Genomic DNA, 24,798 nt, shown 5'->3' with positions numbered 1-24,798 from the left:
GAGCTGCACCGGCCGGCCCCGACACGCCGACGTGAAGCTCATCCAGGCCGACACGGAGATCGCGAACATACGACGACCACTTCACTCACCTGGGCAGGAAATTTTTTGCCGCTAGCCGCGGTTTTGGCCCTTGTGCCCGACTACGCGAGGCTTTCGATGGAGGGAACCATCGGAAGCAGAACGGCTCGCGTAATCGGTGGGAGGAGGGACCTGTAAGCGAGCGGTTCCCTCCTCCCGGCCCACCAGCAGGTGAACCTGTGGCGCTGTTGACTCAGCCCCTGCCCCGCCCGATAACGCGCACCCGAACAAGCTGTCTACATGCTCCGCGTCGCCCAGTGGAGCCCGAGGGTGGCGCACTGCGGGCATCTGTCGGTGGTGGGCCTGGACCGCCTCCTCCTGTGTTCGAGAAGAACACCCCGAGCTTGACCTGTGTACCGTCCGGCAGCGCCTCGACGTGTCCCCTGGTGACTGCTTCCGGCTCCCGGGGCCAGCGGGACGACGCCGACGTTGGCGTCCACAGCTTCCAGCGCCGTCTTCCATTCGGGGTGGCCGTCGAAGGCCCCGGGGCGCCGGAGGTCGGACAGTCATTGCCCGATGGCCCGGTCGAGCATGGTGGCGGTCCGGGGCGCGCAGAGCGTCCAGTGCAGCTCGTGGTAGGCCTTGGCGGCTGCGAGGTTCGACCGCAACGCCCGGCCAATGGTGTGGACGATGTCGTGCGGAGCCCTTGCGGGGCGCACACCACGGAGCGCGGCTCGGCTGGCACGCTGGTCCTTCGACGCTGCCTGCCTTCATCAGGGCTGTCCCGTCTCGGCGGGTGGCGCACGTCGGGTCCTGCGCGGCCATTCGCATCCGGCGCCCGGCCCGCCCGGAGGCACGGGGCTCTCAGGGCCGATCACGGTAGACACCCGCCTCCCTGCCGCAGGCGCCCGCGCTTGACGGCGCCCGGCCCGCCCGGCTGCCCGGCGGGCACCGCGCCCGATCGGCGTTGCGCGGCCGACACCACCAGGAAAGAATCGGGAGAGAACGGATTCACAGCCTCGGGGAAGGGCGCTACGCCGAAAGGCCTGGTACTTCCCCGGTGGAGGTGGTCGGGCGTGCGGCATTACGACCTTGTGCTCCTGGGGGCGGGCAGCGGCAACATGGTGCTCACCGCGGAACTCGCTCATCTGCGGACGGCCATCGTCGAACCCGACCGCTTCGGCGGCACGTGTCTGAACCGGGGCTGCATCCCGAGCAAGATGTTCGTCGTCACCGCCGACGCGGCCGTGGGTGCGCGGGAGGCGGCACGCCTCGGTGTGCACGCCGGCGTCGAGCGCGTCGACTGGAAGGCCATCCGCGACAGGATCTTCCACCGCATCGACCCGATGCACGACAGCGCGGTCGATCACCGCAGGGCGAACGGCATCGATGTGTTCACCGAACCGGGCAGATTCATCGCCCCGAAGGTGCTGCTCGTCGGCTCCGAGGAGATCACCGCCGACACGTTCCTGGTGTCCGTCGGCTCACGGCCCACGGTGCCTGACATCCCCGGACTCGACAGCGTGCCGTTCCACACCTCCGACACCGTCATGCGGATCGATGAACTGCCCGCGTCCATGGCTGTCATCGGCGGCGGTTTCATCGCCGCGGAGTTCGGCCATGTGTTCAGCTCGTTCGGTACGGACCTCACGATCGTGCAGCGCGGGCCCCGTCTACTGATGGCGGAGGACGAGCAGGTGTCGGCGCGGTTCACCGAACTGGAGTCGCACAGACATCGCGTGCTCCTCGACGCGGCGGTCACCTCCGTCGAACGGCGGTTCGGCGGAGTGGCGCTCAGCGTGAGGTGCCCCGGCGGCGACCAGGTCGTGGAGGCGGAGGCGCTGCTGGTGTGTGTCGGCCGGCGGCCCAATACCGACCGGCTGGACGCGGCCGCCGGCGGACTCGCGCTCGACGAGCACGGTCACATCGTGATCGATGACGCCTACCGCACGTCGGTGCCGGGAGTCTGGGCGCTGGGCGACGCGGTCAATCACTTCCAGCTCAAGCACATGGCGAACGCCGAGTCGCGGGTCGTGCAGCACAACCTGCTCCACCCGCAGGATCTGAGGACCCTGTCGAACCGCATTGCGCCGCACGCGGTCTTCACCAGCCCGCAGATCGCCAGTGTCGGACTGACCGAGCAGGAGGCGCGCCGGCGGAAGATCGAGTACCGGGTGAGCGTGCGTGACTACGCGGACGCCGCGTACGGATGGGCCCTGGAGGACACCACCAGCTTCGTGAAGGTCCTGGGGGATGCGGTCGACCGCTCCATCCTGGGCGCGCACATCATCGGGCCGCAGGCGGCGACCCTCATTCAGCCGTTGATCCAGGCGATGTCGCTGGGGCAGACGGCGGACCAGGTCTCCCGGGACGTGCTGTACATCCACCCCGCGCTGACGGAGGCCGTCGAACAGGCCCTGCTGGGTTTGTAGGGGCGGAGTCAGTGCGCGGAGACGTTGGCTGTCAGACGCTCCAGTACCGCCTTGGCCTCGCGCGTCTCGCGGTCCGTGAGGTCCGCGGCGCGCGCGATGGCCGCCGGGACGGCGCGGGCGCGGGCACGCAGCTCGACACCCTCGTCGGTGAGGGTGATCTGCACGGAGCGTTCGTCGTCGACCTGGCGCTCACGCCGGATGAGGCCGTTGGCCTGGAGGCGCTTCAGCAGCGGCGTCAGCGTGCCGTAGTCCAGCTGGAGGAGGGTGCCGAGGGTCTTGATGGGGAGGGCTCCGCGCTCCCACAGGACCAGCATCACCAGGTACTGGGGGTAGGTCAGGTTGATCTCCTCCAGCAGCGGTCGATAGCGGCTGGTCAGCGCTCGCTGCGCCGCATAGAGGGCGAAGCACAGCTGGTCATTGAGGAGCATGCTCACCTCATCGGTGCCGTCGGACGGCTCCACGCCCTTGCCGACCTCGCTCATGTCCGCTCCTCTCCTGTCGCACCTCCGGTGTCGCACCAGCGTACCCCGAAAACTCCCATCACCCAATTAGATTGCGCACAACTGAATAGGCGCGATCCAGGTGTCCACGCCACAGACGCTCCACTCGCCTCGACCCCGGCTCCCACCTGCATAGATGCCGCAAAGATACCTATATCACACGTACCTTTGACACATTTTCCTTGTGCGCAAGTTAAGTGGACGATAGGTTTCTTGTCAGGTTGGGCAGAACGGAAGGGCCGATATCTCGGCGATCTCCGCCGTCCGCCGCGGCAGCAGGGGCACGAGTCGCCCCGGCTGCGACCGACCGCCCCCCCCCAGAAACCAGGTGACCCACAGGGTGCGGACATCGGCCGCCCCGCTCACCGCTACCGAGAAATGAGGACACTCCCATGAAGCTGAAGCTCGAAATGATCGTGCTGCCCGTCTCCGACGTCGACCGCGCCAAGAACTTCTACGACGCGCTGGGATTCCGCCTTGACGTCGACTACACAGCCAACAGCGAGTTCCGAGTCGTGCACTTCACGCCGTCCGGCTCCGAGTGCTCGATCATCTTCGGTGAGGGCATGACCCCCCTCGCCCCCGGCTCTCTCCAGGGGCTGTACCTCATCGTTGACGACATCGAGGAGGCGCACGCCGACCTCGTGAGCCGCGGCATCGAGGTCAGCGAGATCTTCCACGACGCCAACGGTCTCCTCTATCACGGCCATGAGGGCGGGGACGTCACCCACCGCCTCGCGGACCAGGAGCGGCGGGCCGGACTGCACCCCGAGCGCGCCTCCTACGGCTCGTACGTCACCTTCAGCGACCCGGACGGCAACGGCTGGGTGATCCAGGAGGTCAAGCAGCGCCTGGCAGGCCGCTGACACCCGCACCGAACCCGCCCGAGGGTCTGCAACGGGCCTTGTCCGGCCCGTCGCCCGGAGGGACGAACCCTCTACCCTCGGCCACCCCCGCGACCCGCGCGGTGCGACGGCCCCCGAGCCGTCCACCGGCGGGGAACAGCGCCGCGTGCGCACCGGCACAGAGCCGTCCCGGCATTGACCCGGACCGCGGAAGCAATGAGCAACATGTAACAGGCAACGAACCCGTGAGGAATCCAGCAGTGAGCAACTCGGCAGTGATGAACGAGACCGCCCGCACCTACGACGTGATCGTCATCGGCGGTGGCCCGGTCGGCGAGAACGTCGCCGCACGTGCCCGCGCCGCAGGCTTGAGCGCCGTGATCGTGGAGCGCGAACTCCTCGGGGGAGAATGCTCGTTCTGGGCCTGCGACCCCAGCAAGGCGCTGCTGCGGCCGGTGGTGGCACGTGCCGACGCGAGCCGCATACCCGGTCTCCACCCGGCGGTCGCCGGGCCGCTGGACGTCGACGCGGTCCTCGCGCACCGCGACAAGATGTCCTCCTACTGGAAGGACGAGGACCAGGTCGAGTGGCTGAACTCCGTCTCGGTCGACCTCGTCCGCGGCCACGGCCGCCTCACCGGCCCCAAGCAGGTGGCCGTGCAGAGCCCTGAGGGCGACACCGTCGCCCTGACCGCCCGGCACGCCGTCGCTGTCTCCACCGGCACTCGCGCCGCTCTGCCCCCCATCCCCGGACTCGACACCGTCCGCCCCTGGACCAGCCGCGAGGCCACCAGCGCCGACAGCGTGCCCGGCCGCCTGGCCGTCGTCGGCGGCGGTGTGGTCGCCGTCGAGATGGCCACCGCCTGGCAGGCCCTCGGCTCCCAGGTCACCATGCTCGTCCTCGAGAACGGACTTCTCGAGCGGATGGAACCGTTCGCCGGCGAACTGGTCGCCGACGGACTGCGCGAAGCAGGCGTCGACATCCGCTTCAGTACCACCGTCACCTCCATGGCCCGCGACAACGGCGAGGTCCGGATCACGCTGTCCGACGGCGGTCAGCTGGCCGCGGATGAGATCCTCCTCGCCACCGGCCGCGCCCCGCAGACCCGCGACCTCGGCCTGGAGAGCGTTGGCCTCACCCCCGGCGACTGGCTGACCGTCGACGACACCTTCCGGGTCACCGGCGTCGACGGCGGCTGGCTCTACGCCGTCGGCGACGTCAACCGCCGCGCCCTGATGACACACCAGGGCAAATACCAGGCCCGCATCGCCGGCGCCGCCATCGGCGCCCGCGCCAACGGACAGCCCATCGACGACGCCCCCTGGGGCGCACACGTCGCCACCGCCGACCACACCGCCGTCCCCCAGGTCGTCTTCACCACCCCCGAGATCGCCGCCGTCGGCCTCACCAGCCGCGACGCCGAACACAGCGGACGCCCCATCAAGATCGTCGACTACAACCTCGCCCACGTCGCCGGCGCCCACCAGTACGGCGAGGACTACCGCGGCCACGCCCGCATGCTCATCGACACCGACCGCAACACCGTCGTCGGCATCACCTTCGCCGGCCCCGGCGTCGGAGAACTCGTCCACTCCGCCACCATCGCCATCGCAGGCGAAGTCCCCCTCGACCGACTCTGGCACGCCGTACCCGCCTTCCCCACCCTCGGCGAAATCTGGCTGCGCCTGCTGGAGACTTATCGCGGCTGAGAGAACTGCTCTTCGTGGCCGCACAGGCGCGTGAGGAGCAGTTGGAGGACCTGCTGTCGGTCCGCCGCAGTGACGGAAGATCGTCCCTGGTTCCCCTGATGCCGATCTCGAATTGTGGCTCTGTCGGCTCGTACTCGACCCATCCACCCCGGTGGGTCCTGTTCGGGTGATGCCGTGCAGGACCGTGGCGTGTTCCACCATGCCGCCCATACTCATCGCCCGCGCAGTGCTCGCCAACGCCGCGCCGCCAAATGGCCGAAAGCACCCGGACCGGTCCCACTCTCTACCAACTCCTCGACACCCTCCAGGACATCCTGAGGTGCTGGACCGGCATCTGCACCACCTGCCATCAACCCCTCCCCAGCAGGCCAAACCCAAGGCCAAGATCGAAACAGACCTAACGGAGTCCTATTAATATCCCGTGTCATGGCGATGTTCGTGCACTTGACCTCAGCGGCGAACGCGCCGCGCATCCGGCGGTCCGGGATCCGGGCGGCCAGCCACGGACAGAGCAGCGTGCGGGGGGGGTCTACTGCTTCCCGGTCCTGCCGTCGTACACCCTCACCCACCAATGGCTGCGCGAGCTGGCCCGTTTCGGCAGCCGGGGCGGGCTCGTGGCGGTCCATGTGCGACTCGACGACGCCCAGGACGTGCTGGTCGGACGCTATACCGACCGGGCGCGGGATGCCCAGGCCACCGTTTCTGCGTCAGAGGCAGTGCGGCGGATCGCGGCACTGGAGGACGCGCGCGGGTGGGAGGTGTTCGTCTCCCGGGCGATCCGGCCGCGGGAAGTGCACCGGGTCCGCACCGCACCGCAGGTGGCGGGCTGGCGGTACCTGCCGGACGCACACGGTGTACGCCCCTGCACCTGTTTCGGGTGCCGCGTGCGCGGCGGGTACGGGGCGCGGCGCCTGCGCGAGCGGTTGCCGCATCCGTTGGATGGTCCGCCGCCACCCGTCAAGGTGCTGCTTGCCCGGGTCGAAGCCGGTGACCCTGGGGACCCAGCCGCGCTGCGGGAGGCACTGCACTGGTTCGGAATGCGTCGGCGCGGCCCGCTCGCCCAGTTGAGCCGCTTCGCCACCCACCCCGACCCCGGGGTGCGGGAAGAGCTGGTGTGGGCGGTCGCCCGTTGGTCCACCCCAGGGGTCACCGAACTGCTGGACGGCCTCGCCGACGACCCGCACTCAAACGTCCGGGAGGCAGTGGAAGCAGCCCGCGATCCGCAATGACCACCGACCCCTTGGAATAGATCATCTAGTAGACCCGGCCGCGACGCCAGCCTCGATTCTCTGAAGCACCGGATGTCCTCGCGGCCGATCCGACGCCGGTCGTGGGCGGAGTTGCCGTGCTTCCCCGCCCAAGAGGGTGGTTATCGTCCGGCCTGCAAGGCTGCCCAGGTCTGCGGGCCGACGTCGCCGTCGACACCGAGGCTGCGGGTGGTCTGGTAGTCGCGCACGGCTTGTTCGGTGTTGGGGCCGAAGTCGCCGTCGATGCCCACGGTGCGGCCGAGTGCCGCGGTCAGTGCTCGCTGGAGTCGGCTGACGTCCGCGCCGGTCGACCCGTTCGTCAGCGCCGGTGTCGAGCCGTACGACAGCAGGGCCGTCCAGGTCCTGGGGCCGATCTCACCGTCGGCCGTGAGGCCCCGGGCGGACTGGAAAGCTTTCGTCGCCGTTTCGGTGTTGGGCCCGAAGTCGCCGTCCGGTTCTCCCGGATTGTGTCCGGCGGTGGTCAGCCGGCATTGCGCCGCCTTGACCAGACTGCCGGTGGAGCCCTGCTGGATGAGGGGGTACGCGGTGAAGTCGAGGTCGACGCCGCTGCAGGTCGGCGCTGGTGTGCCGCCGCAGTTGTTGCTGGTGACGTTCCGCCAGGTCCGGTTGTTGGCCTGGCCGTACTCGACGCCGTTGAACCAGGGGCGGATCCGTTCGGAGGTGGAGTTGCCCCAGGTGGCGGAGCCGTTGTTGTCGGCGTCGTAGGCGAGCTCGAAATGCAGGTGCGGGTGGTTGTTCGAGGTGGGCCCCGTCCTGCCGACCCGGCCGATCAGCTGGCCGCGCTGCACCGTCTGGCCGACGCTGACATCGCGGCTCTGCAGGTGCAGGTATGTGGTGAAGTAGCGCTGCCCGTGGTTGATCTGGATCACGTTGCCGGCGTTGGAGTGGTAGAAGGACTGCCGGACCGTGCCGGAGGCCGGAGCCAGCAACGGTGCTCCTTCGGTGCCGACCTGGTTGGGCTCGCGGACCATGTCGAGCGCGGGTGCGTGTGCCCAGCTGTCGATTCGCCACTGCTGGCCGCAGGTGAAGGGCAGTTGGAAGGCGATGGGCGGGGCCGCCGCGGCGGCCGGCGTCGCGGCCTGCCAGGGCAGGACGACGAGGGCGGCAACAGCCACGAGCAGTCTGCCGAGCAGCCCTGGGCTGAGCGTGCGGATGAGGGATATCAACGTGTCTCCTTCTCTCCGAGTTCATGCGTGTCTGACGCGGGCTGTGCGGGCGGCGATGGGACGGCAGGTGCCCTTCCGATGTGGCTGGGCGCTGCGGAACGGCCGCGTTCGGTCGTGGTGCGTCGCCCGCATGACGGTCACGATGTGGGCCGAGGTGGGGGCAGCCATGTACGGCCCTCGTCGTGAGCTTGCCGGCGGGGGAGCGACCGGTGCGCTGAGCGTGCCCTGCGTCGGTATAGCCCGGGTATTTCCGAAGGTCACCCCGCCGCCCTGGGCGGTGGTGCCAGGCACGGACCGCTTACCGGGGAGCACGCCGCGCCGGTGGCGTGCCCGGGTCAGGGCTGCGGGCAGAGCGCGCCGGTGTCCTGGCCGGGGAGGTGGCGGTCGAGTTGCGCCGCGGTGGGCGGTGGGGCGGTGGCTCGGCAGATGCGCCGGACGGCTTCGGTCGCGGTCAGCGGCCAGTGGATGATGCGCTGGTCGGCTCCCGCGGACAGCAGGGTTCCGTCCGGGGTGAACGCCAAGCCCTGCACATCTGCCGAGTGGCCGGTGAGGGTGGCGATGCGCCGGTGGGTCCGTACATCCCAGACGACGATGGTGTGATCCTCACCTGCCGAGGCGAGGAGGCGCCCGTCCCTGCTGAAGGCGAGCGTGCCGACCGCTGCGGTGTGGCCGGTCAGGGTGCCCCGGCTCTTCCCTGTCCGGGTCGACCACAGGCGCACCGTGTGGTCCGAGCCGGCGGTGGCGATCAGATCGCCCGCCTCAGTGGCCGCGATGTCCTGCGTGGACCCCTGCGTGGCCGGGAAGGCCTTCACCAGCCGGTCGTCGGTGGTGCTCCACACGGCGATGCCGCCGGCCGGTGTGCTCGCGACGAGGAGGTCGCTCCGAGCGGGGTAGGCCATGGCGGTCGAGGTGCGCGGGCCGGCCGGCGCCGGCAGTGGACGGGGGTGTGTCGGGTCGCTGACCCTCCAGCGGAACGTTCCTCCCAGGGACATCACGGTGACCGTGCTGCCGTCCGGGCTGAAGGCGACGTCCGTGCCGGTGCCTATACCGGTGAAGGCGATGGTGGTGTAGCGCCGCCCGGTCGACGGGTTCCATAGAGTCAGGGTGTGGTCGCGCGTCACGGCCGCCAGCACCGTGGCGTCCGGGTTGAACGCGACTGCCTTGACATGGTCGGAGTGTCCGCCCAGCAGCCGTTCGGCAGCACCGGAGGCATTCCAGATCCGTACGGACCTGTCGTCGCCGGCGGAGGCGACGAGCCGGCCGTCGGAGCTGACGTCCACGTCGTTCACGGCGCCGCCGTGACCGCTGAAGGGAAGGGCGGTCCGGCGCACCACTATGGTGCGTCCCAGGCCGCCCGAGACCACCGTGCTCGCGTCCGGTGCCAGGTCCAGAGCCATGGTCTCCGAGCGGTAGCGGTCGGCGTGGCGGGCGATCTGCTCGCGGCGCCGGTAGTCCCAGATCGAGATCATGCCCTCTTCGTCGGCGATCGCGATCCGATCACCGACCGGCGCGGAGATCATCCAGGGGAAGGCCGTCTGCACCGGGAGATCGGCGAACTGGCGGACCGAGCGGCCGGTCAGCCGCCAGAACCTGATGCCGTGTTCTTCGGAGGCCGTGGCCAGGACATCGGATGTGGAGCCGAACCGGGCCACCTGGGCGCCTTCGGTGTTCAGCTCGAGGCGACGGCGACCGGTTTCGATGTCCCAGACGGCCACCGTCCCATCGGTACGGGTGACGGCGAGCGAGCGCTGATCGCCGGCCAGGCTGAGTGCCGCGGGCATACCGGTGGGCAGGAACACGGCCTTGCCACCGCCCAGCGTGGCTACCCGTGTGCCCTCGCCCGTGCCGTAGGCCACGACCGTGCCGTCGGCGCTGAAGGCCAGACCGTTGCTGAGGTCGCCGGACACGACCTGCTTGAACAGCACCTTCCTCGACCGGACCTCCCGCACGACGACCGAGCCTCCGGTCGGCTGCTGCGGATTGTTCAACCGGGCCAGGGACGCCAGCCGGGTACCGTCGGCGTTGAAGGCCGCCCTCAGCGCGAAGAAGCCCTCGGGGAGCGGCTTGACGACATGCTCGGTGAAGGAGGCCAGCCTCCTGCGTCGTTCCGGGTCCCACAGCTCCACGGTGCCGTCGCTGGTGGCCGCGGCCACCGATGAGCCGTGAGGGGACAGGGCCAGGCCGAACGACGCGGGCCCGTTCGTGTTGAGTACGACGCTGGGCTGCGCGGACGCCGACGTACTGATCACCGCGCCCAGGGTGTCGGCGTCGGGATGCAGCCGATAGGCGGCCAGGGCGAGGGACCGAGCGGTGTCCGGGTCGGTGGCGACCAGCGAGCGCGACGTGAGCGCGGCCTGATGGGCCAGGACGGTCACGTGCTCGCGCTGTGCCACCTGCCGCTGCTGCCAGGCGGCACCGCCCCCGGTCACGGTCGCCGCCAGCAGCACCGCCAGCACAACCGCAAGGACCCTCAGCCGGCGGACCCGGCGCCGCGCCGTAGCGAGTTCGGACTCGGCCAACTCGTCGCTGGCATCGAGGAACTGACGCTCCAGAAGGTTCAGCTCCGAGCGGTGCGGGCGCGCCTCGGCCAGCCCGGAGCCCCGATAGAGCCCTCCGGCGTCCCGCCCCGACTGCTGCCAGACTCGGGCCGCGGCGGTGAGCCGCTGCCGTACGACCAGGCGCCGGCGGTCCTCGCTCAGCCAGGCCCGCAGCCTGGGCCACGCCACGATGAGCGCCTCATGGGCGATCTCCACCCGATCCTCGTCCACGACCACCAGGCGCGCCGTCACCAGCTCGTCGACCACGTCCGCGACCGCCACGGCCGGGCCCATCCCGTCGAGTTCGGTTTGCGGGACCCGCCGCCGACTGTCCCGCACCCCGTCCTCGTCCAGGCTGATCAACCGCTGCATGAGCCGGCGCACCAGGTCCTGCTCGGCGGGTTCGAGCTCGGCGTAGACGTGCTCGGCGGTCTGGGCGATCGCACCGTGCATCCCGCCCCCTGCCTGGTACGCCGCGAGGGTCAGCGTGCGGCCGGCCCGGTTGCGCCAGGTCTCCCGCAGCGCGTGGGACACCAATGGAAGTGCGGCGGCAGCGCCGGAGGCCTCCGCTACCACGGTGGCCAGCAGATCGGCGTCGACCGAGCAGCCCTCAAGATCCGCCGGCCGGACGATCAGCTCTCGCAGTTCCGCGGCCGACGGCGGACCGACCAGCAGCTGCGCCTCGCTCATCAGGGCCGGCGCCAGCTCGCTCAGCCCGGTCATCTGGACGAAGAAGTCCGCACGGACACTGAGCACGACCTTCGTTCCGGCATGGGACGCCGCTAACAGCCCGGCGACGAATTCCTCCCGCACGATGGGGTCGGAGCACACGGTGAACAGTTCCTCGAACTGATCGACCACCAGCAGCACCTGACCGGCGGACCGGTCGTGCTCGGCGAGCGCGGCCGCCAGCTGTTTCACCGGCTGGTCGGTCGGCGTCATCATGACCGGCTGCCACCGAGCGGTCGTATCCCGCCGGATCCGGCCCAGAAGGCCCGCCGCCAGCAGCGAGGTCTTCCCCGATCCCGACGCGCCGAACACGACGACCACGGGGAAGCGTTCCACGCGCTCCCACAGCAGGCCGCACAGCCGGTCGCGGCCGAAGAACCGGTCGTGATCCAAGGAGGTGAACGCCGGCAGGCCCCGGTAGGGGTTGGCCCCGACCGGCACCAGTGCCGCGACGGGGACCGGAGAGGGCATGAGGGCCTCATCGCCGCGGAGCATCGCCTGGTGCAGGCGCTGCAGACCCGGGCCGGGCTCGACGCCCAGTTCGGTCCCGTACAGCGCATGGGTCCGCCGGTAGAGCTCGAACGCCTCGGCCTGCCTGCCCGAGCGATACAGGGCCGTCATGAGCTGGCCGCGGAGCGACTCCCGAAAGGGATGCCGGGGCAGCAGCTCCGTCAGCTCCACGACCACCTCGGCATGCCTGCCGAGGGCCAGACCGCAATCGGCCCACCGCTCATGCACGGCAAGACGCAGCTCCTCCAGCCGGGCCGCCCGGGTCGCGACGGCTTCGGTGTCCAGGAACTCCGCGAACGCGGGCCCGTTCCAGCACCGCAGGGCCTCACCGTGCAACTCCTGCGCGCCCGCTGTCTCACCCTGTCGCATGGCCTCCTCCGCCTGGAGGGCCAGCCGTTCGAACCGCGTGGCGTCCAGCGCATCACCCGCCACCACGCGATAGCCGTCGCCCTGCCGTTCGATGCGCTCCGGGCCCAGGGCCTTGCGCAGGAGATGGACGTACAGCTGCAGGTTCTTACGCGCCGAGCGCGGCGGTCGCTCACCCCACAGCGCGGTCATGAGGAGCTCCGAAGGCACGGGCCGGTCGGGCCTGCTCAGCAGGACCGCGAGCAGCAGACGCACCTTGGGCGATCCGATGTCGACCGGCAAGCCCCCGCGACGAACCGCCAGATCCCCCAGAATCCCCAACTCCACTCGGCCGCCCCCCAAGGCTGCACGGATCAACGCTGGCGGCCCGAAGGTACACCAGCTTTTCGATCGCAGACCCGCGCCGGATCGACCGACCCACGCATGACGCCGCACGGACGTGGATCAGCGAACTGCCGCCTGGTGCGGCCTCCCGGCCGGCACCCCCTGGCCGCATGCCTCGAGGATCCGCGATGCGCAGCCGGCCGAAGCCACGTCCGATCACCTGCCGCACGCATCCCCATCAGGACTTATACGGCTCCTATACCGCGTCTCACAACGATCGCTTCCCGTACCGGGCCCACCGGCTCCTTGCCCCCTCCGATCAAGGAAGGAACCGGTGCGCCCCTCCAGAACGACGCCGACCAGTCCAACAGGCACCCCCGCCCTGGAGATGACGTCGGCGCCGTAGAGAACGCGAAAGGACACAGCGTGAAGCTCGGGCTCAGCTCGGGAAGCGCTCGGAACACCCATCAGCGGATCACTGGGAAGGCAGGACAGCACATGCGCACAAAGCTCGCGGCAGTCGCAGGAGTGGCCGCCATGATCGCCACGCTCGGACTGGTCGGCGCGTCCCCCTCGGCCGCCGGCCCCAACTGCGCCAACGGCAACCACTGCGTCTTCTACACCGACATCAACTCAGCACGGCAGTCCTTCTTCAACTCCGATCCGGACTTCTCCAACGACACCTTCGACGAATACAACGTGAGCGGGAACGGTCTCAACCGCCCGGTCAACAACAACGTCTACTCGGCCAGCAACTCAAGCACCGGGAACTACGAGAGCCACTACTGGGACAACACCAACGGAACGGGCTTCCTGTTCTGCCTGAACCCCGGTCACTACGTCAACTCCGCCTCCACCGTCGACCAGCCGGGCACGCAGAGCGGCGATCCGCTGCCCTCCGGCCTCCGGGACCGGGCCAGCCGGCTGACGCTCCCGGGCCGGACGTCGACCGACTGCTTCTGACCTCGGTGAACGGCGGGCCCGGCGCAAACCGGGCCCGCGCGTTCCGGACCTCGACAGGATTCACATGGCACTGAGCTTCCACGGCACTCGCCGGCACGTCGCCGCCTGCGTCCTGACCGCCACTGTGGGCGCAACGATCTGGGCGCTCGCCGACGCGAGGGCCCAGAACCCCGAACCCCGGCCCCCTCGTCCGCCGTCCCCGGCCGCACTGGCCGTACAAGGCTTGCGTCCGCCGATCTACACCCAGCTCTACGCCTGGACCCGGAGCGGCGAACAGATCGCGACCGCCCAGCAGCAGGTCCTCGTCGCCTGCATGGCCGAGCGCGGATTCACCCTCAAGCCCGCTCCCGTGGCGAAGGCGGGTGACGCGGCGGTGTCCCGCCCTACTCCGTTCGGTCTCGAGACCCTCGAAGAAATCGGGGCGGACAGCCAGAAGCAGGCTCCACCGGAGCAGCCGCAAGGAGAGGCCTTCAACCGCGCCCTCTACGGCAAACCCGGAAACGAGATCTCCGTCAAGGGCAAGCTGCTCGAGGTGACCATGCCGGCGAGCGGCTGCCAGGCCGACGCGGAGAAGCACATGCTGGGCGACGGCCGGGTGCGGTGGACGGAACTGCGGATGCAGCTCAACGAAGGGGAGCAAACAGCGTTCACGTGGCTCAAGCACGACTCCCTCTTCCGCAAGGCGAACGAGAGCTGGCGGCAGTGCATGCTCGCCAACCGTGTCCAGGCCGAAGACCCCCTCGACCTGATCAGAGCCTTGCCGCCCGACGCGGACATCCGCACCCACCCCGCAACCAAGGCGGACGTCCACTGCAAGCAGGACACCGGATACCTGCGCACCGCGTACGCCAGACTCGCCGTGATGCAGCAGCGCTGGCTCGACGGTCACCCCGACGTGCTCAAGGACCGCACCGCGCTGCGGGACAGGCAGCTGGGAATCGCCCGCCAGGTCCTCCGGGGGCAGACCGGCTGAGCACCCCGGCGCACCCGATCTGCCCCGCCCCGGCGGCACCGGGTGCTCACGCCTGGGTGTGGTAGCGGAGGTAGACCACGCCGCTGGTGAGCCGGCGTTCGTCCATGAGCTCGAAGCGGAGCCGGGCCCCGTCGGGGAGGAAGGGCTTGCCGCCGCCCAGCACGGCAGGGCCGACGAACAGGTGGTACTCGTCCACCAGCCCTGCGGCGATCGCGTGGGCGGCGAGGGCGGCCCCGCCGACGGTGAGGTCGCGTTCGGAAGATGCCTTCAGCCGCCGAACCGCCTCGGGGTCGAAGTCCCGTTCGATCCGGGTCCGGGTGGTGGGGGCCGACTCCAGCGTCCTGGAGTACACGACCTTGTCGGCGGCCTGCCAGATCTCCGCGAACTCCCGCGCCCCGGGCGACTGGCCCGCGATGGACGGGTCGGTCTCCCAGACAGCCATCATGTCGTACAGTCGGCGCCCGTACAGGTAGGTCCCGACCGGCCGCAGCACGTCGTTGATGAAGGAGTAGTACTCCTCGTCCGGTACGGCCCAGTCGAAATTGCCGTCCGCGTCGGCGATGTAGCCGTCCAGGGACACATTGAACACGTAGATCAACTTGGCCATGCGAGCCTTCTCCCAGGTCGGGGCTACGCGTGTGTCCCGCAGCACACTAGCCCGCGCCGGTGACAATGCCCGACCCAACGGCACGGTCATCGCTGCGAAGGTCTGCGTCTGGCACTGCCGCGGCTCCGGCGGTTCCGCCGGGCCCGTTCGCGGACCCGGCCGCGCGGCCGGTGGTGCAGCTCTGTGACCAACTCGCCGTCGCGCCAACGGCGGAAATGGAGACCATGATTGACGCTAGGGGCGCTTTGCGCCTGCTGCCGCAGGCCGGGGCCACGGCTACGGACGGGCCCTCTGGCGCGCCGCCATGCACTGGGGCCACCAGAACGGCGCCGCCTGCCAGTTGCTCCAGACCGAAGTTGGCGGAGTCTCAGATCGGCTGTGCGCCTCCGAGGGCCTGGCGTAGCTGGGCTACGTCAATCAGAAGGCTGTATGACGTCATCGCCGGGGTGGCCGGTGTGCGTGTGTGTAGACCGCATGCGTGCCCGGAGCTCGGGCGGGTGAACCGCCTCTGGAACAGCATCCAGCGCACTGCGCGGTCGTCGAGAAGGGCGAAACGGACTTCAATTCTCTATGATCAGCGGTGAGGATTGAACCAAGAGCGGGACGACTTGGGTGCTATCAGTAGGAGGATGATGGTCACCCCATAGATGATCGGTGCGCCGCTGTACACGCCGGAGGCGTTGCTGGCGGGAATGGCCGCCACACCGATCATGATTGCCACGACCCGGGCGCCGCGGTTGCCCTGCCACAGCCCGAAGGCCGCCGCACCGGGCAGGACCGCGAGTAGGGCGAGCAGGAGACCAGCGGGATCGCCTTCTGCGAGGGAGACCACGATCGCGATCACGAGGATGGCGGCGGCCGGCAGCGCCATGAAAGCCATCACTGCCATGACTGGCGCCGGTGGTCTGCGCATCTCATCCGAAGTCACCTCACCGAGGGTATTGACGCCGTGCTGGGACGGGTCTCGAGTCGCGCCAACCATCACGGCACCTGCACAAGGGGCTTTGCGGAACGATGCAACGAACGTGATCGACCGTACGGGGATTCCTGGACGAGCTCGATCCGAAACAGTCCGCCGATTCTTCACAGTCGATCTCGGCCTGCCGACCTACGCAGACATCGCCAACCGCTCCACCACGTCGACGGTCCGGCACCGTCCCTGAAATCCGTGGTGGCCACGAAGCTGAACTGCCTACGCTCCACCCATGCGAACTGTTTTCGCGTTTCCAACAGGGCAGCGAGCTCGAACCGTTGCCTCGCTCGACAGGTATCTGCCCGAGCAGCGCCATCCGTGGACTCTGGACGGCAACCTCTACATCGACATCGATGATGAGCAGACCGGCTACCTCTTCTCCGACTGGGATCCTGAGGATGTTGCGATCCTCGCAGCGGCCATCGGGCACCACCCCACTTGGGCGGTGCAGATCGACATCTCCGGGCGGATCGACGGCACCGCACAGGTTCACCAGCTGATCGCTCTGCTGCTTGAGCATGGAGGCGTGGCAGCGGACGACTACACCACTCACCCATGGACGCTGCCGGAAATCCTGTCTGGAGCAGTGATCGACGGCCTGCGCTTCTTCGACTTCCGCGGCTACCACGAACTCAGCCGCGAACACAGGCGTTCCTGACTCGATCACCTCACCAGCGCAAGTGCAGAGGAGCAGGGAGGGCTCGCCTTGAGGTGGGCAGGCGGTGTTGAACGTGTCCGGGGCGGGAGTTGAGCGTTCGGCTCCTTGTGGGGACGTCACCGTGGATCGTGCCGGATGAGCTGTGGGACCGCCTGGAGCCGTTGCTACCGCAGCGCGAGCGACGCTTCCGACATCCCGGCCGCAAGCCGCTGCCCGACCGGGAGGTGCTCTGCGGGATCCTGTACGTGCTGCATACCGGAATCCAGTGGGAGCATCTCTCAAAAGCTCGGCTTCGGCTCCGGCATGACGTGCTGGCGCAGATTGCGGGACTGGAACGAGGCTGGTGTCTGGCAACGCTTGCATGAGGTCCTACTGGCCGAGCTCAACGCGGCCTCCCGGCTGGACTGGTCCCGCTGCGTCGTCGACTCCTCGCACGTCAGGGCGCTAAAAAGGGGGAGCCAGACGGGCCCGTCGCCGGTCGACCGTGGGCGGGCCGGCTCGAAGCACCACATCATCACTGACGGACACGGCACTCCGCTCGCCGTCCTGCTGACCGGCGGCAATCGCAACGACGTGACCCAGCTTCTTCCCCCGCTCGACGCGGTCCCGCCCGTCCGTGGCAGCGTCGGACGGCCGCGCCGCAAGCGCGACTCCTGCTCGCGGACCGCGGCAATGACCATGACGTCTACCGTGATCAGGTCCGCGCTCGTGGCATCGTCCCGGCGATCGCCCGGCGAGGAACACGGCACGGCACTGGCCTGGGCACCTACCGCTGGGTGGTCGAGAGGACGTTTGCCTGGTTGCACGGCTTTCGGCGCCTACGCATCCGCTGGGAACGCAGGGCCGACATGCACGAAGCCTTCCTCAAACTCGCCTGCTGCCTCATCACCCACCGGCAGCTCAGGACTTTGCGCTGACCTTCGGGCAGGGTTGGTGAGCGCACCATGGATGTCCGCGGGCCGTGCCATGATCCGGCCTCATGAGTGACCATTCGCTTTCGCCCACCTGGCTGGCCTCGTGGGCGAGCAGGGTCTCGGAGGCCCTGAAGACAATGACAGACGAGTTCGAGCATCGGCACGGCTTTCCCCCGGGAGCCAATGAGGTCCGGCTGGCCGAACACGCCGACCAGGCAGCGGCTCGCACGCTTGCCCAGGCCAGCATCGTCCCTGCCGACCTGGTCACCTTCTACGACAACATCGGTGACGTCACCTGGGCGGACGTCGGCAATGGCTACTTCGTCGACCCGGCAGCTGGTGTCCTTCTGCGGTTCAAGCAGTACGGCGCTGTCGACGTCAGCGCGGACAAGAAGGCCGGTGGCCTGATCATCGGCTCGAACGGCGGCGGCCTGTCCTATGTCGCTAGCCCTGGCGGAGTGGTCTACCGGACGCGAACCGCCTCGCTGGACGAACCCGAGCTCGACCGGGTAGCTGACGACCTGCGACAGTTTCTCGAGCTGCTGGAGCGATCCCTGACTCGGTTCGTCGCCAACGGCGAGCCGGGATACCTATAGCTGGATCCTCAATACTTCATTGTGTTAGCCGCGGTAAGGGCTTGCCGGGAAACAAGTCGTGGCTTCCATCTGTGGGGCTCGTTGTTCTGGTATGGGGAGACCGGAGGGGATCGAAGATGTCCTGGCTGCGAAGTTCCAGTTGTTGTTGCCGCATCTCGATGAACGTCAGCGTCGGCTGGCCATAGGGGCGGAAGCGCTGTCACTGGGGCACGGTGGGATCAGGCTGGTCGCCGCAGCGGCCGGGGTTCGGGAGGGTACGGTCTCTCGCGGAGCGGCCGAACTGGACTCTGGTCAGGTGCCGTCGGGGCGGATTCGTCGACCTGGTGGTGGCCGGAAGAGGGCGGCTGACCTCGATCCGGGGTTACGGCCGGCTCTGCTTGGGCTGGTCGAGCCCGACGAGCGGGGCGACCCGATGTCGCCGCTGCGCTGGACGACGAAGTCGACCCGGAAGCTGGCAGCGGAGCTCACCCGCCAGGGCCATCGAGTCTCCGCCGACACCGTCGCCGGCCTGCTGCGAGAAGAAGGCTTCAGCCTGCAGGCCAACGCCAAGACCATCGAAGGTGCCCAGCACCCCGACAGGGACGCCCAGTTCCGCTACCTCAATGAGCAGGCACGAGACCACAGGGACGCCGGGGACCCGGTGATCAGCGTGGACAGCAAGAAGAAGGAGCTGATCGGCGACTACAAGAACGCCGGGCACGAATGGCAGCCCGCAGGGCAGCCCGTGAGGGTCAAGACGCACGACTTCCCCGGCCAGGCCGAGAAGGCGATTCCGTACGGAATCTACGACATGACGGCGAACACCGGCTGGGTCAGCATCGGCACCGATCACGACACGGCGGCGTTCGCCGTCGCCTCCATCCGCCGCTGGTGGCAGGCGGTCGGCCAGCACGACTACCCCCGCGCCCGCCGGCTGCTGATCACCGCCGACGGTGGCGGCTCCAACGGCTACCGCACCCGCGGCTGGAAGACCCAACTCGCCGACCTCGCCGCCGAGACCGGCCTTGAGATCACGGTGTGTCACCTTCCGCCCGGCACCTCAAAGTGGAACAAGATTGAGGACCGGCTGTTCTCCCACATCACCATGAACTGGCGAGGCAGGCCCCTGACCAGCCACGAAGTCATGCTGCAGACCATCGCCGCGACCACCAGCCGCACCGGCCTCACCGTCCAGGCCGAACTCGACAGCGGTGAGTACCCCACCGGCATCCGCGTCAGCGACGACGAGATCGCTGCCTTGCCCATCACCCGCCACCGCTTCCACGGCGACTGGAACTACACCCTCCACCCCCAGCGCCCAACGGACACAGCGACCACCACCAGCACACAGGACGAGGCCCCGGCGGACAGACCGGCCCGCCTCACGCGGCATTCGCTCCAGGACCCAGAACTGACCGGGATGACCCACCGGCAGCTCAACGAACTCATCGACGTGCTGACTCCAGCGATGGAAATGCAACGCGAGCAAGTGCTCCGGACCCGCAGAGGCCACGAGCGCCTGGTGGCCCCTGGCACAGGCGCCAAACCCAAGCTCACCTCAGCAGACCGGATCCTGGCCACCGTGCTCCACCTGCGAAAACTCGCGACCATGGACCTCCTGGGCCAGCTCTTCAACACCACCGCCATGACCATCAGCCGCGCAGCGAAAGACGTCCGCCCGCTCCTGGAAGCCCACGGCATTCACATCCCTGCCTCGACCGCCCGTTTCCGCACGTCGACTGACATTGCGAAGTTCCTCAACCTCGACGAAAACAAGATCAAACCGACGTGTTGATTTCCGGCAAGCCCTAAGAAGCCCTAGCGAAATGACTGTTGTGGAACGGTAGGCTCGATGGCCATGAGTCAGAGCGGTTCGCAAGCGGCGGCATTCTTCCGAGACGTCCGCCAAAGCAAAGTGGTCTGGCTTGTCCGGGATGACGACGGGAGCCCGACTCATCTCTCCGCGGACGGCACGCGAAGTCTCCCCTTCTGGTCGACCTCGCCCCGTGCCCAGAGGGCAGCGAAGATCTGGGGGTGCGGACTTCGTGTTGAGTCCATGCCTTTGGATACCTGGTGCGATCGCGTACTGCCTGATGTCGCCCAGGATGGACTCGTGATCGGCCTCAACTGGAGTGGGCCCCGTCTGGTCGGCTGGAGCTTCGCTCCGACAGAAGTCCTCAACCGGCTGGAGGCGGCTGACTAGCCCAGGGCACCGCTCACCAGAGCGCCCAGTCGCCGCCAGCAGATGAGTGCGCATGCAAGGGTGAGGAGCGCTTCGTGGATGTCGTCGCGGATCTCCCAGCGGATCCGCAGTCGGCGGAACCAGCGCAGGTGGGCGAAGGCGCGCTCGACAACCCAGCACTGGGTTCCCAAGCCGGAGCCGTGCTCGGTGCCGCGGCGGGCGATCAGCGGCGTCACGCCCAAGTCCCGGACCAGGCGGCGGTACTTGTCGTGGTCGTAGCCGCGGTCGCCCATCACCACGTCGGGGCGGCGCCGAGGCTGGCCGCGTTTGCCCCGTACGGGCGGCACGGCCTGAAGGAGTGGGATCAGCTGGGTGACGTCGTTGCGGTTGCCGCCGGTCAGGGTGACGGCGAGCGGGATGTCGGTGGCGTCGGTGATCAGGTGGTGCTTGCTGCCCGTCCTGCCCCGATCGACAGGACTTCGTCCGGTCTTGGGGCCCCTATTAACGCGCGGACGTGGGAGTCGTCGACCGCTGCCCGGGAGAAGACCAGGCGTTCGCGCCACGCAGCTTGGCGAGGAGGGCCTCGTGCAGCCGGGACCACACCCCGGCCTCGGTCCACTCGGCTCGACGCCGCCAGCAGGTCATGCCCGACCCGAAGCCGAGTTCCTGCGGCAGGTGTTCCCAGGCGATCCCCGTGTGCAGCACGAACAGGATGCCCTGGAACACCAGCCGGTCCGGATGCCGCTTGAGTCCTGGATGCCTGGTCCGACGCTCGATCTTGGGCAACAGCGGCTCGATCACCACCCACAACTCGTCGTCGACTTCCCACGGCTTCGGCCGAGCCACCGCGCACCCCCGGATCAACAGTCCCAGAGTGATCCACCACCTCGAAGATCATTTCATTAGGAGTTCTTGCTGCTAGTGCTGGATTCCTCTTTAGCTGGGTATATGTCGTGGTGGCGGGGTAGTTGAGGGTGCTCGGGGGCGGGTGCTGGGCGATGGTTTTGTGGGCACGACCGGAGCGTGACGAGGACGAGAGGGCCGTCGTCCGCCGCCTGGCGCGGGCACGGAAGGCACCGCGGGATGCGGTGATGCGGGCCCGGATGATCGAGCTGAGCTGGTCGGGGCTGCGGGTGCCGGCGATCGCGGTGGAGCTGGACTGCAGCCAGAAGACGGTCCGCTGCTGGCTGCACCGCTTCAATCGCGTGGGCCTGCGGGGACTAGATGATCTGGGCGGGCAGGGCCGCAAACGACGGATCACCGAGCAGGAACGATCCCGGATCATTTCCCTGGTCAAGACCGTGCCGCCGGGGCGACTGCGGTGGGAGCCCGTCGGGGAACTGTGGGCCTTCGACGAGTCCGGGCCGGCCGAGTGGACGCTGGATTCCCTGGCCGCGGCGGCGCGGGCCGCGGGGATCGAGGTGGGCCGCTCGCAGGTTCGCCGTATCCTGCTTGCCGAGGGTGTGCGCTGGCGCCGCACGCGTTCCTGGATGCGGTCGAAGGACCCGGACTTCGTCCCAAAAGGACACGGATCATCGGCCTCTACACCCAGCCGCCCGACGACGCGACGGTGATATGCGCCGACGAGCTGGGGCCGGTGATCCCGCGGACTTTTCCGCCCGCACCCACCTGGTCACCCGACGGACACCGGATCAAAGCGGAGCTCGACTACAGCCGTGGACCCGAGAAGACCTGGGTCTACGGTGCCTTACGCGTCCGGGACGGCCAGCAGATCACCATGACCGCTTCCTCCCGCAACAGCGTCTCCTACCAGCGATTTCTGCAACAGGTCGAAGACGCCAACCCGACCGGGGAGATCTGGATCGTCACCGACAACCTGTCCAGCCACAACAGTCTGTCCACCCGGACCTGGCTCGAGGACCATCCTCGCATCCACCACGCTTTCATCCCCGTCGGCGCGTGCTGGCTCAACCTGCAGGAAGGCTGGTGGCGCCTCTTCCGCAAAACTGCCCTCGCCGGTCGGTCATTCGCAAACGCCGACGACATCGCCCAGGCCACGAACCTCGCAACCAACCAGCTCAACTCCCATGCCCGTCCATGGGTCTGGGGACGAACCCCGCCGCCAACGCGCTCCCTACGACGCCGATATGTGTACCTCCTTTGAGGAATCCAGCACTAGGGCCCGTCTTCAACCCTAGTGATGATCGTCTTCACGGCGGATGAGGATCAACGCCACGTCGTCGGTGCCGGCGGTGGTTCCGGGTGCCTGGCGGAGCAGTCTGTCGGCTATGGCGTCCGGTGGCGACCCGGCTGTTTGTTGCAGGTGGTCGGCGAGCCCGGCGAGGGAGACGTCGATGTCGGTCCCGGGGGTCTCGACCAGTCCGTCGGTGTAGAGCAGCAGAGCGCTGCCGGGCGGCATGGGTGTCTCCATCGGGGTGTAGAGGGCGTCCGGCTCAATGCCGAGAAGCGGTCCCGGGGGCACGTCCAGGATGGTTACCTGCCCCTCGGGATCCAGTAGCAGAGCCGGTGGATGACCTGCGGTGGCCAGCACGGCACGGTGGGTGGCGAAGTCGACGTGGGCGTAGAGGCAACTGGTGAAGAGCCCGGCGTCCAGGTCCGTGAGCAGCTTGTTGGCGCGGGTGAGCACCTCGTCGGGGCGGGTGCCCGCGGTGGCGTGCACGGCGGTGCGTACTTGCCCCATGAGGGCGGCGGCGGTCACGTTGTGCCCCTGGACGTCGCCGATCGCGGCCGCGCAGCCGGAGTCGAGCCGGATGAGGTCGTAGAAGTCGCCCCCGATCTCCGCGCCCCGGGTCGCGGACCGATAGCGCGCGGCGACCTGAAGTCCCGGGATATCAGGCAGAGCTGTGGGGAGCAGCAAATCCTGGAGTCGCCGGGCGAGTTGGTGCTGGGTGTCGAAGAGCTGGGCCCGGTCCAGCGCTTGGGCGAGCAGCCCCGACAGCGAGGTGAACAGGGTCCGGTAGCCGGATCCGAACCGATGCGGCTCACGGTAGCCGAACGCCACGCAGCCGACCGGTCGTCCCAAAGCCGTCAGGGGCATCAATGCGAATGAGGACAAGCGGCTGCGGGCCGACCAGCCGGGGAAGGCGTGGTCCATCTCCTGCGCACTCGAGAAGAACAACGCCTCCTGTTCCAGGATGCAGCGGGCGGCGGGGGTCGCGGTGTCCACCAGTCGGCCGTCGATCATCTTGGTGGCCTCCTCGGTGATTCCCCGGTGGCCCAGGAGGCGCAGCCTGGCCCCGTCCACGGTGAGCAGGGCAATGCCTTCGGCGTCGAAAGCAGACATCACGGGACTGCACACGATCTTGACGACGTCCTGCACCTCGACGGCTTGGCTGAGGACGGTGGCCAGTTGCATCAGGTGATACAGAGAGCCGACCCGGGTAGGTGCCTCGTCCGTCGCCGGTGTGAGTGCCGCCGCCTCGGCCGTGCGTGCCGGGATGCCGGAGATCGCATTCTCGGCGGAGGCCGCGGCGCGCTGGATACGGACGCTGATACCGGAGGCGCCGGGGAAGAGACGGAAGGACAGCCATACATCGGGGGGGCGCAGTGCGGTGAACGAGGTCGGCAGCCGGGTGAACAGCGCCCGTCGGTAGCTGTCCTCGTACACGAGATCGCTGAGCCAGGGGAGAGCCTCCCAGGGCAGCGCCCCGATCAAGTCGCTTGCCGAAGTGCCGAGGAGATCCGCGGCGGCGGCGGTCACGAAGGTGACCTCACCCTCCAGATTCATCGCCAGGCAGCCTCCGGGGAGCCTTTCCGCGAAGTGGGCGCCCGCACGGGCCTCGCCTGCCCTGAAGTGGTTCGCCTCTTGTCGAGGAACGACGAGCGGCCGGCGGTGGGGCCGCACCGGTCGCCCGTCCTCGGCGCACCGGTTGAGCAGTTTGCTCAGCCGGTGGGCCCCCGCGTCGACCACCCTCAGCTCCTCCGGAACGGGCTCGGGCGGGTGGGAACCGGGCCAGAGGAGGTTGAGGACGCCCCACAGGGTGTCGCCGGTGACCAAGGGTGTGTCGATGACGGCGTACGGGTACGGTGCCGCGACGGCCGACTCGGGGTAGAGCAGCGCCCGCTCGTTCGGGCCCATCCAGATCTGCCGGCGCTCGCGTGCGGACCGGGCGATGGCGAAATTCGACTGCAGCCAGATCCGCGTCCACGGGTCGGCGTACTTGGCGGGAAAACCGCTGATGAGGGTGGCGAAGAGCATGGGCTCGCCCGGCGGGAGCAGCAGGAGCAGGCCACCATGGGCGCCGCTCTCCTCGACCACCTGGTCGAACAGCGGGACGAGTACCTCGGGCCCACGGGTGGGCAAAGCCGACATAAAGTACAGTATGCAACTAGTCGCAGATGAGTAAAGCATCGCAGCCAGGCGGCAGGATCACCCCGCAGCGCGTCACATGTGCCCCCTGTCGACACACGTCGGCCGCTGTGAGCCTGCGCATCGAGGCGCGGCCCGCCCGCCCCCTTCCCCCGCCCGATGGGAGCAGCACTTGCCCCTGCCTCATCATCCGATCTATGGCAACCATCCTGGATCTCCAAGACGTACTCGTCGGCCGACTGCCATGAACGGCACCGC

17 protein-coding genes and 7 pseudogenes are annotated in these 24,798 nt (G+C 68.6%); 15 read left to right on the top strand and 9 right to left on the bottom strand.

From position 1 onward, the window contains the following. Nucleotides 1-584 precede the first annotated feature (584 nt). Nucleotides 585-737 carry a hypothetical protein gene (locus ACZ7LV_RS27105; protein WP_471942932.1) on the bottom strand — a complete coding sequence of 51 codons (153 nt, stop codon included), beginning with the start codon at nt 735-737 and terminating at the stop codon, nt 585-587. Between the two features lie 357 nt (nt 738-1,094). Between ACZ7LV_RS27105 and ACZ7LV_RS27100 the strand changes: the two genes are divergently transcribed. Next, nucleotides 1,095-2,450, top strand: a complete 1,356-nt coding sequence (locus ACZ7LV_RS27100; protein WP_471942931.1) for a mycothione reductase — start codon at nt 1,095-1,097, stop codon at nt 2,448-2,450. A gap of 8 nt (nt 2,451-2,458) precedes the next feature. On the opposite strand, the gene ACZ7LV_RS27095 is transcribed toward ACZ7LV_RS27100, so the two are convergent. Next, the gene (locus ACZ7LV_RS27095; protein WP_471942929.1) at nt 2,459-2,932 is read right to left on the bottom strand and encodes a MarR family winged helix-turn-helix transcriptional regulator; all 474 of its coding nucleotides are present in this window, start codon (nt 2,930-2,932) and stop codon (nt 2,459-2,461) included. A gap of 410 nt (nt 2,933-3,342) precedes the next feature. Between ACZ7LV_RS27095 and ACZ7LV_RS27090 the strand changes: the two genes are divergently transcribed. The 4 genes and pseudogenes from ACZ7LV_RS27090 to ACZ7LV_RS27075 all read left to right on the top strand — a co-directional run bounded on the left by ACZ7LV_RS27090 (nt 3,343) and on the right by ACZ7LV_RS27075 (nt 6,733). Continuing rightward, nucleotides 3,343-3,816 carry a VOC family protein gene (locus tag ACZ7LV_RS27090; protein WP_471942927.1) on the top strand — a complete coding sequence of 158 codons (474 nt, stop codon included), beginning with the start codon at nt 3,343-3,345 and terminating at the stop codon, nt 3,814-3,816. Between the two features lie 257 nt (nt 3,817-4,073). After that, on the top strand, nt 4,074-5,504 hold the full coding sequence (locus ACZ7LV_RS27085; RefSeq protein ID WP_471943215.1) for a dihydrolipoyl dehydrogenase family protein: 1,431 nt from the start codon (nt 4,074-4,076) through the stop codon (nt 5,502-5,504). After that, a pseudogene (locus ACZ7LV_RS27080) lies at nt 5,429-5,587 on the top strand (TrkA family potassium uptake protein); the annotation flags it as partial. The gene ACZ7LV_RS27085 and the pseudogene ACZ7LV_RS27080, both read left to right, overlap by 76 nt. 343 nt (nt 5,588-5,930) lie before the next feature. After that, nucleotides 5,931-6,733, top strand: a pseudogene (locus ACZ7LV_RS27075) (HEAT repeat domain-containing protein). Nucleotides 6,734-6,873: 140 nt separating this feature from the next. Here ACZ7LV_RS27075 and ACZ7LV_RS27070 read toward each other — a convergent pair. The 3 genes and pseudogenes from ACZ7LV_RS27070 to ACZ7LV_RS27060 all read right to left on the bottom strand — a co-directional run. Further along, nucleotides 6,874-7,341 (bottom strand): annotated as a pseudogene (locus tag ACZ7LV_RS27070) (peptidoglycan-binding domain-containing protein); the annotation flags it as partial. A gap of 141 nt (nt 7,342-7,482) precedes the next feature. Beyond that, nucleotides 7,483-7,743 (bottom strand): annotated as a pseudogene (locus ACZ7LV_RS27065) (M23 family metallopeptidase); the annotation flags it as partial. 530 nt (nt 7,744-8,273) lie between these two features. Further along, nucleotides 8,274-12,362, bottom strand: coding sequence for an nSTAND1 domain-containing NTPase (locus ACZ7LV_RS27060; RefSeq protein ID WP_471942925.1), 4,089 nt, complete (start codon nt 12,360-12,362; stop codon nt 8,274-8,276). Between the two features lie 540 nt (nt 12,363-12,902). On the opposite strand from ACZ7LV_RS27060, the gene ACZ7LV_RS27055 reads away from it, so the two are divergent. Both ACZ7LV_RS27055 and ACZ7LV_RS27050 read left to right on the top strand, forming a co-directional pair. Continuing rightward, nucleotides 12,903-13,367: a hypothetical protein gene (locus tag ACZ7LV_RS27055; protein ID WP_471942923.1), complete on the top strand. Its 465-nt coding sequence runs from the start codon at nt 12,903-12,905 to the stop codon at nt 13,365-13,367. Nucleotides 13,368-13,431: 64 nt separating this feature from the next. Further along, nucleotides 13,432-14,340 (top strand): hypothetical protein, encoded by a 909-nt coding sequence (locus tag ACZ7LV_RS27050; protein WP_471942922.1) that lies wholly within the window; start codon nt 13,432-13,434, stop codon nt 14,338-14,340. Nucleotides 14,341-14,386: 46 nt separating this feature from the next. Here the strand turns inward: ACZ7LV_RS27050 and ACZ7LV_RS27045 are convergent, their stop codons facing one another. Beyond that, a complete protein-coding gene (locus ACZ7LV_RS27045) occupies nt 14,387-14,947 on the bottom strand; it encodes a dihydrofolate reductase family protein (protein WP_471942920.1) in 561 nt (186 codons plus the stop codon). A gap of 265 nt (nt 14,948-15,212) precedes the next feature. Between ACZ7LV_RS27045 and ACZ7LV_RS27040 the strand changes: the two are divergent. After that, nucleotides 15,213-15,350 (top strand): annotated as a pseudogene (locus ACZ7LV_RS27040) (GNAT family N-acetyltransferase); the annotation flags it as partial. A 171-nt stretch (nt 15,351-15,521) separates the two neighbouring features. Here the strand turns inward: ACZ7LV_RS27040 and ACZ7LV_RS27035 are convergent. Continuing rightward, nucleotides 15,522-15,875, bottom strand: a complete 354-nt coding sequence (locus ACZ7LV_RS27035; protein WP_471942918.1) for a hypothetical protein — start codon at nt 15,873-15,875, stop codon at nt 15,522-15,524. Nucleotides 15,876-16,152: 277 nt separating this feature from the next. Here ACZ7LV_RS27035 and ACZ7LV_RS27030 point away from each other — a divergent pair, with 277 nt between their 5' ends. From ACZ7LV_RS27030 to ACZ7LV_RS27010, 5 genes and pseudogenes are all read left to right on the top strand, one after another. Continuing rightward, a complete protein-coding gene (locus ACZ7LV_RS27030) occupies nt 16,153-16,578 on the top strand; it encodes a hypothetical protein (RefSeq protein WP_471942916.1) in 426 nt (141 codons plus the stop codon). A gap of 107 nt (nt 16,579-16,685) precedes the next feature. Then, nucleotides 16,686-17,495, top strand: a pseudogene (locus ACZ7LV_RS27025) (IS5 family transposase). Nucleotides 17,496-17,629: 134 nt separating this feature from the next. After that, nucleotides 17,630-18,088 (top strand): SMI1/KNR4 family protein, encoded by a 459-nt coding sequence (locus ACZ7LV_RS27020; protein ID WP_471943213.1) that lies wholly within the window; start codon nt 17,630-17,632, stop codon nt 18,086-18,088. A gap of 91 nt (nt 18,089-18,179) precedes the next feature. Beyond that, nucleotides 18,180-19,862, top strand: a complete 1,683-nt coding sequence (locus ACZ7LV_RS27015) for an ISAzo13 family transposase (protein ID WP_471942914.1) — start codon at nt 18,180-18,182, stop codon at nt 19,860-19,862. Nucleotides 19,863-19,919: 57 nt separating this feature from the next. Continuing rightward, nucleotides 19,920-20,270 carry a DUF2750 domain-containing protein gene (locus tag ACZ7LV_RS27010; protein WP_471942912.1) on the top strand — a complete coding sequence of 117 codons (351 nt, stop codon included), beginning with the start codon at nt 19,920-19,922 and terminating at the stop codon, nt 20,268-20,270. On the opposite strand, the pseudogene ACZ7LV_RS27005 reads toward ACZ7LV_RS27010, so the two are convergent. Further along, nucleotides 20,267-21,095 (bottom strand): annotated as a pseudogene (locus tag ACZ7LV_RS27005) (IS5 family transposase). The gene ACZ7LV_RS27010 and the pseudogene ACZ7LV_RS27005 overlap by 4 nt on opposite strands. A 152-nt stretch (nt 21,096-21,247) precedes the next feature. On the opposite strand from ACZ7LV_RS27005, the gene ACZ7LV_RS27000 reads away from it, so the two are divergent. Beyond that, entirely contained in the window at nt 21,248-21,823 is a 576-nt protein-coding gene (locus tag ACZ7LV_RS27000) for a helix-turn-helix domain-containing protein (RefSeq protein ID WP_471942910.1), read from the top strand. After that, nucleotides 21,820-22,374 (top strand): transposase, encoded by a 555-nt coding sequence (locus tag ACZ7LV_RS26995; RefSeq protein WP_471942908.1) that lies wholly within the window; start codon nt 21,820-21,822, stop codon nt 22,372-22,374. The genes ACZ7LV_RS27000 and ACZ7LV_RS26995 overlap by 4 nt, the downstream gene beginning before the upstream one ends. A 30-nt stretch (nt 22,375-22,404) precedes the next feature. Here ACZ7LV_RS26995 and ACZ7LV_RS26990 read toward each other — a convergent pair whose 3' ends face one another. After that, complete coding sequence (locus tag ACZ7LV_RS26990) at nt 22,405-24,543, bottom strand: SpoIIE family protein phosphatase (RefSeq protein WP_471942906.1); 2,139 nt, start codon at nt 24,541-24,543, stop codon at nt 22,405-22,407. Between the last annotated feature and the right edge of the window lie 255 nt (nt 24,544-24,798).

This window comes from Streptomyces sp. NPDC107562, from assembly GCF_055657325.1.
Note: the sequence above shows the minus strand (reverse complement) of the source record. Positions and strands in the feature narration are given on the sequence as shown.

What these genes read in the sequence shown, in the direction of transcription:
- ACZ7LV_RS27095 (WP_471942929.1), bottom strand. Translation starts at nt 2,932, where the DNA reads ATGAGCGAGGTCGGCAAGGGCGTGGAGCCGTCCGACGGCACCGATGAG.
- ACZ7LV_RS27090 (WP_471942927.1), top strand. Translation starts at nt 3,343, where the DNA reads ATGAAGCTGAAGCTCGAAATGATCGTGCTGCCCGTCTCCGACGTCGAC.
- ACZ7LV_RS27085 (WP_471943215.1), top strand. Translation starts at nt 4,074, where the DNA reads ATGAACGAGACCGCCCGCACCTACGACGTGATCGTCATCGGCGGTGGC.
- ACZ7LV_RS27055 (WP_471942923.1), top strand. Translation starts at nt 12,903, where the DNA reads ATGCGCACAAAGCTCGCGGCAGTCGCAGGAGTGGCCGCCATGATCGCC.
- ACZ7LV_RS27050 (WP_471942922.1), top strand. Translation starts at nt 13,432, where the DNA reads ATGGCACTGAGCTTCCACGGCACTCGCCGGCACGTCGCCGCCTGCGTC.
- ACZ7LV_RS27045 (WP_471942920.1), bottom strand. Translation starts at nt 14,947, where the DNA reads ATGGCCAAGTTGATCTACGTGTTCAATGTGTCCCTGGACGGCTACATC.
- ACZ7LV_RS27030 (WP_471942916.1), top strand. Translation starts at nt 16,153, where the DNA reads ATGCGAACTGTTTTCGCGTTTCCAACAGGGCAGCGAGCTCGAACCGTT.
- ACZ7LV_RS27020 (WP_471943213.1), top strand. Translation starts at nt 17,630, where the DNA reads ATGACAGACGAGTTCGAGCATCGGCACGGCTTTCCCCCGGGAGCCAAT.
- ACZ7LV_RS27015 (WP_471942914.1), top strand. Translation starts at nt 18,180, where the DNA reads ATGGGGAGACCGGAGGGGATCGAAGATGTCCTGGCTGCGAAGTTCCAG.
- ACZ7LV_RS27010 (WP_471942912.1), top strand. Translation starts at nt 19,920, where the DNA reads ATGGCCATGAGTCAGAGCGGTTCGCAAGCGGCGGCATTCTTCCGAGAC.
- ACZ7LV_RS27000 (WP_471942910.1), top strand. Translation starts at nt 21,248, where the DNA reads ATGGTTTTGTGGGCACGACCGGAGCGTGACGAGGACGAGAGGGCCGTC.
- ACZ7LV_RS26990 (WP_471942906.1), bottom strand. Translation starts at nt 24,543, where the DNA reads ATGTCGGCTTTGCCCACCCGTGGGCCCGAGGTACTCGTCCCGCTGTTC.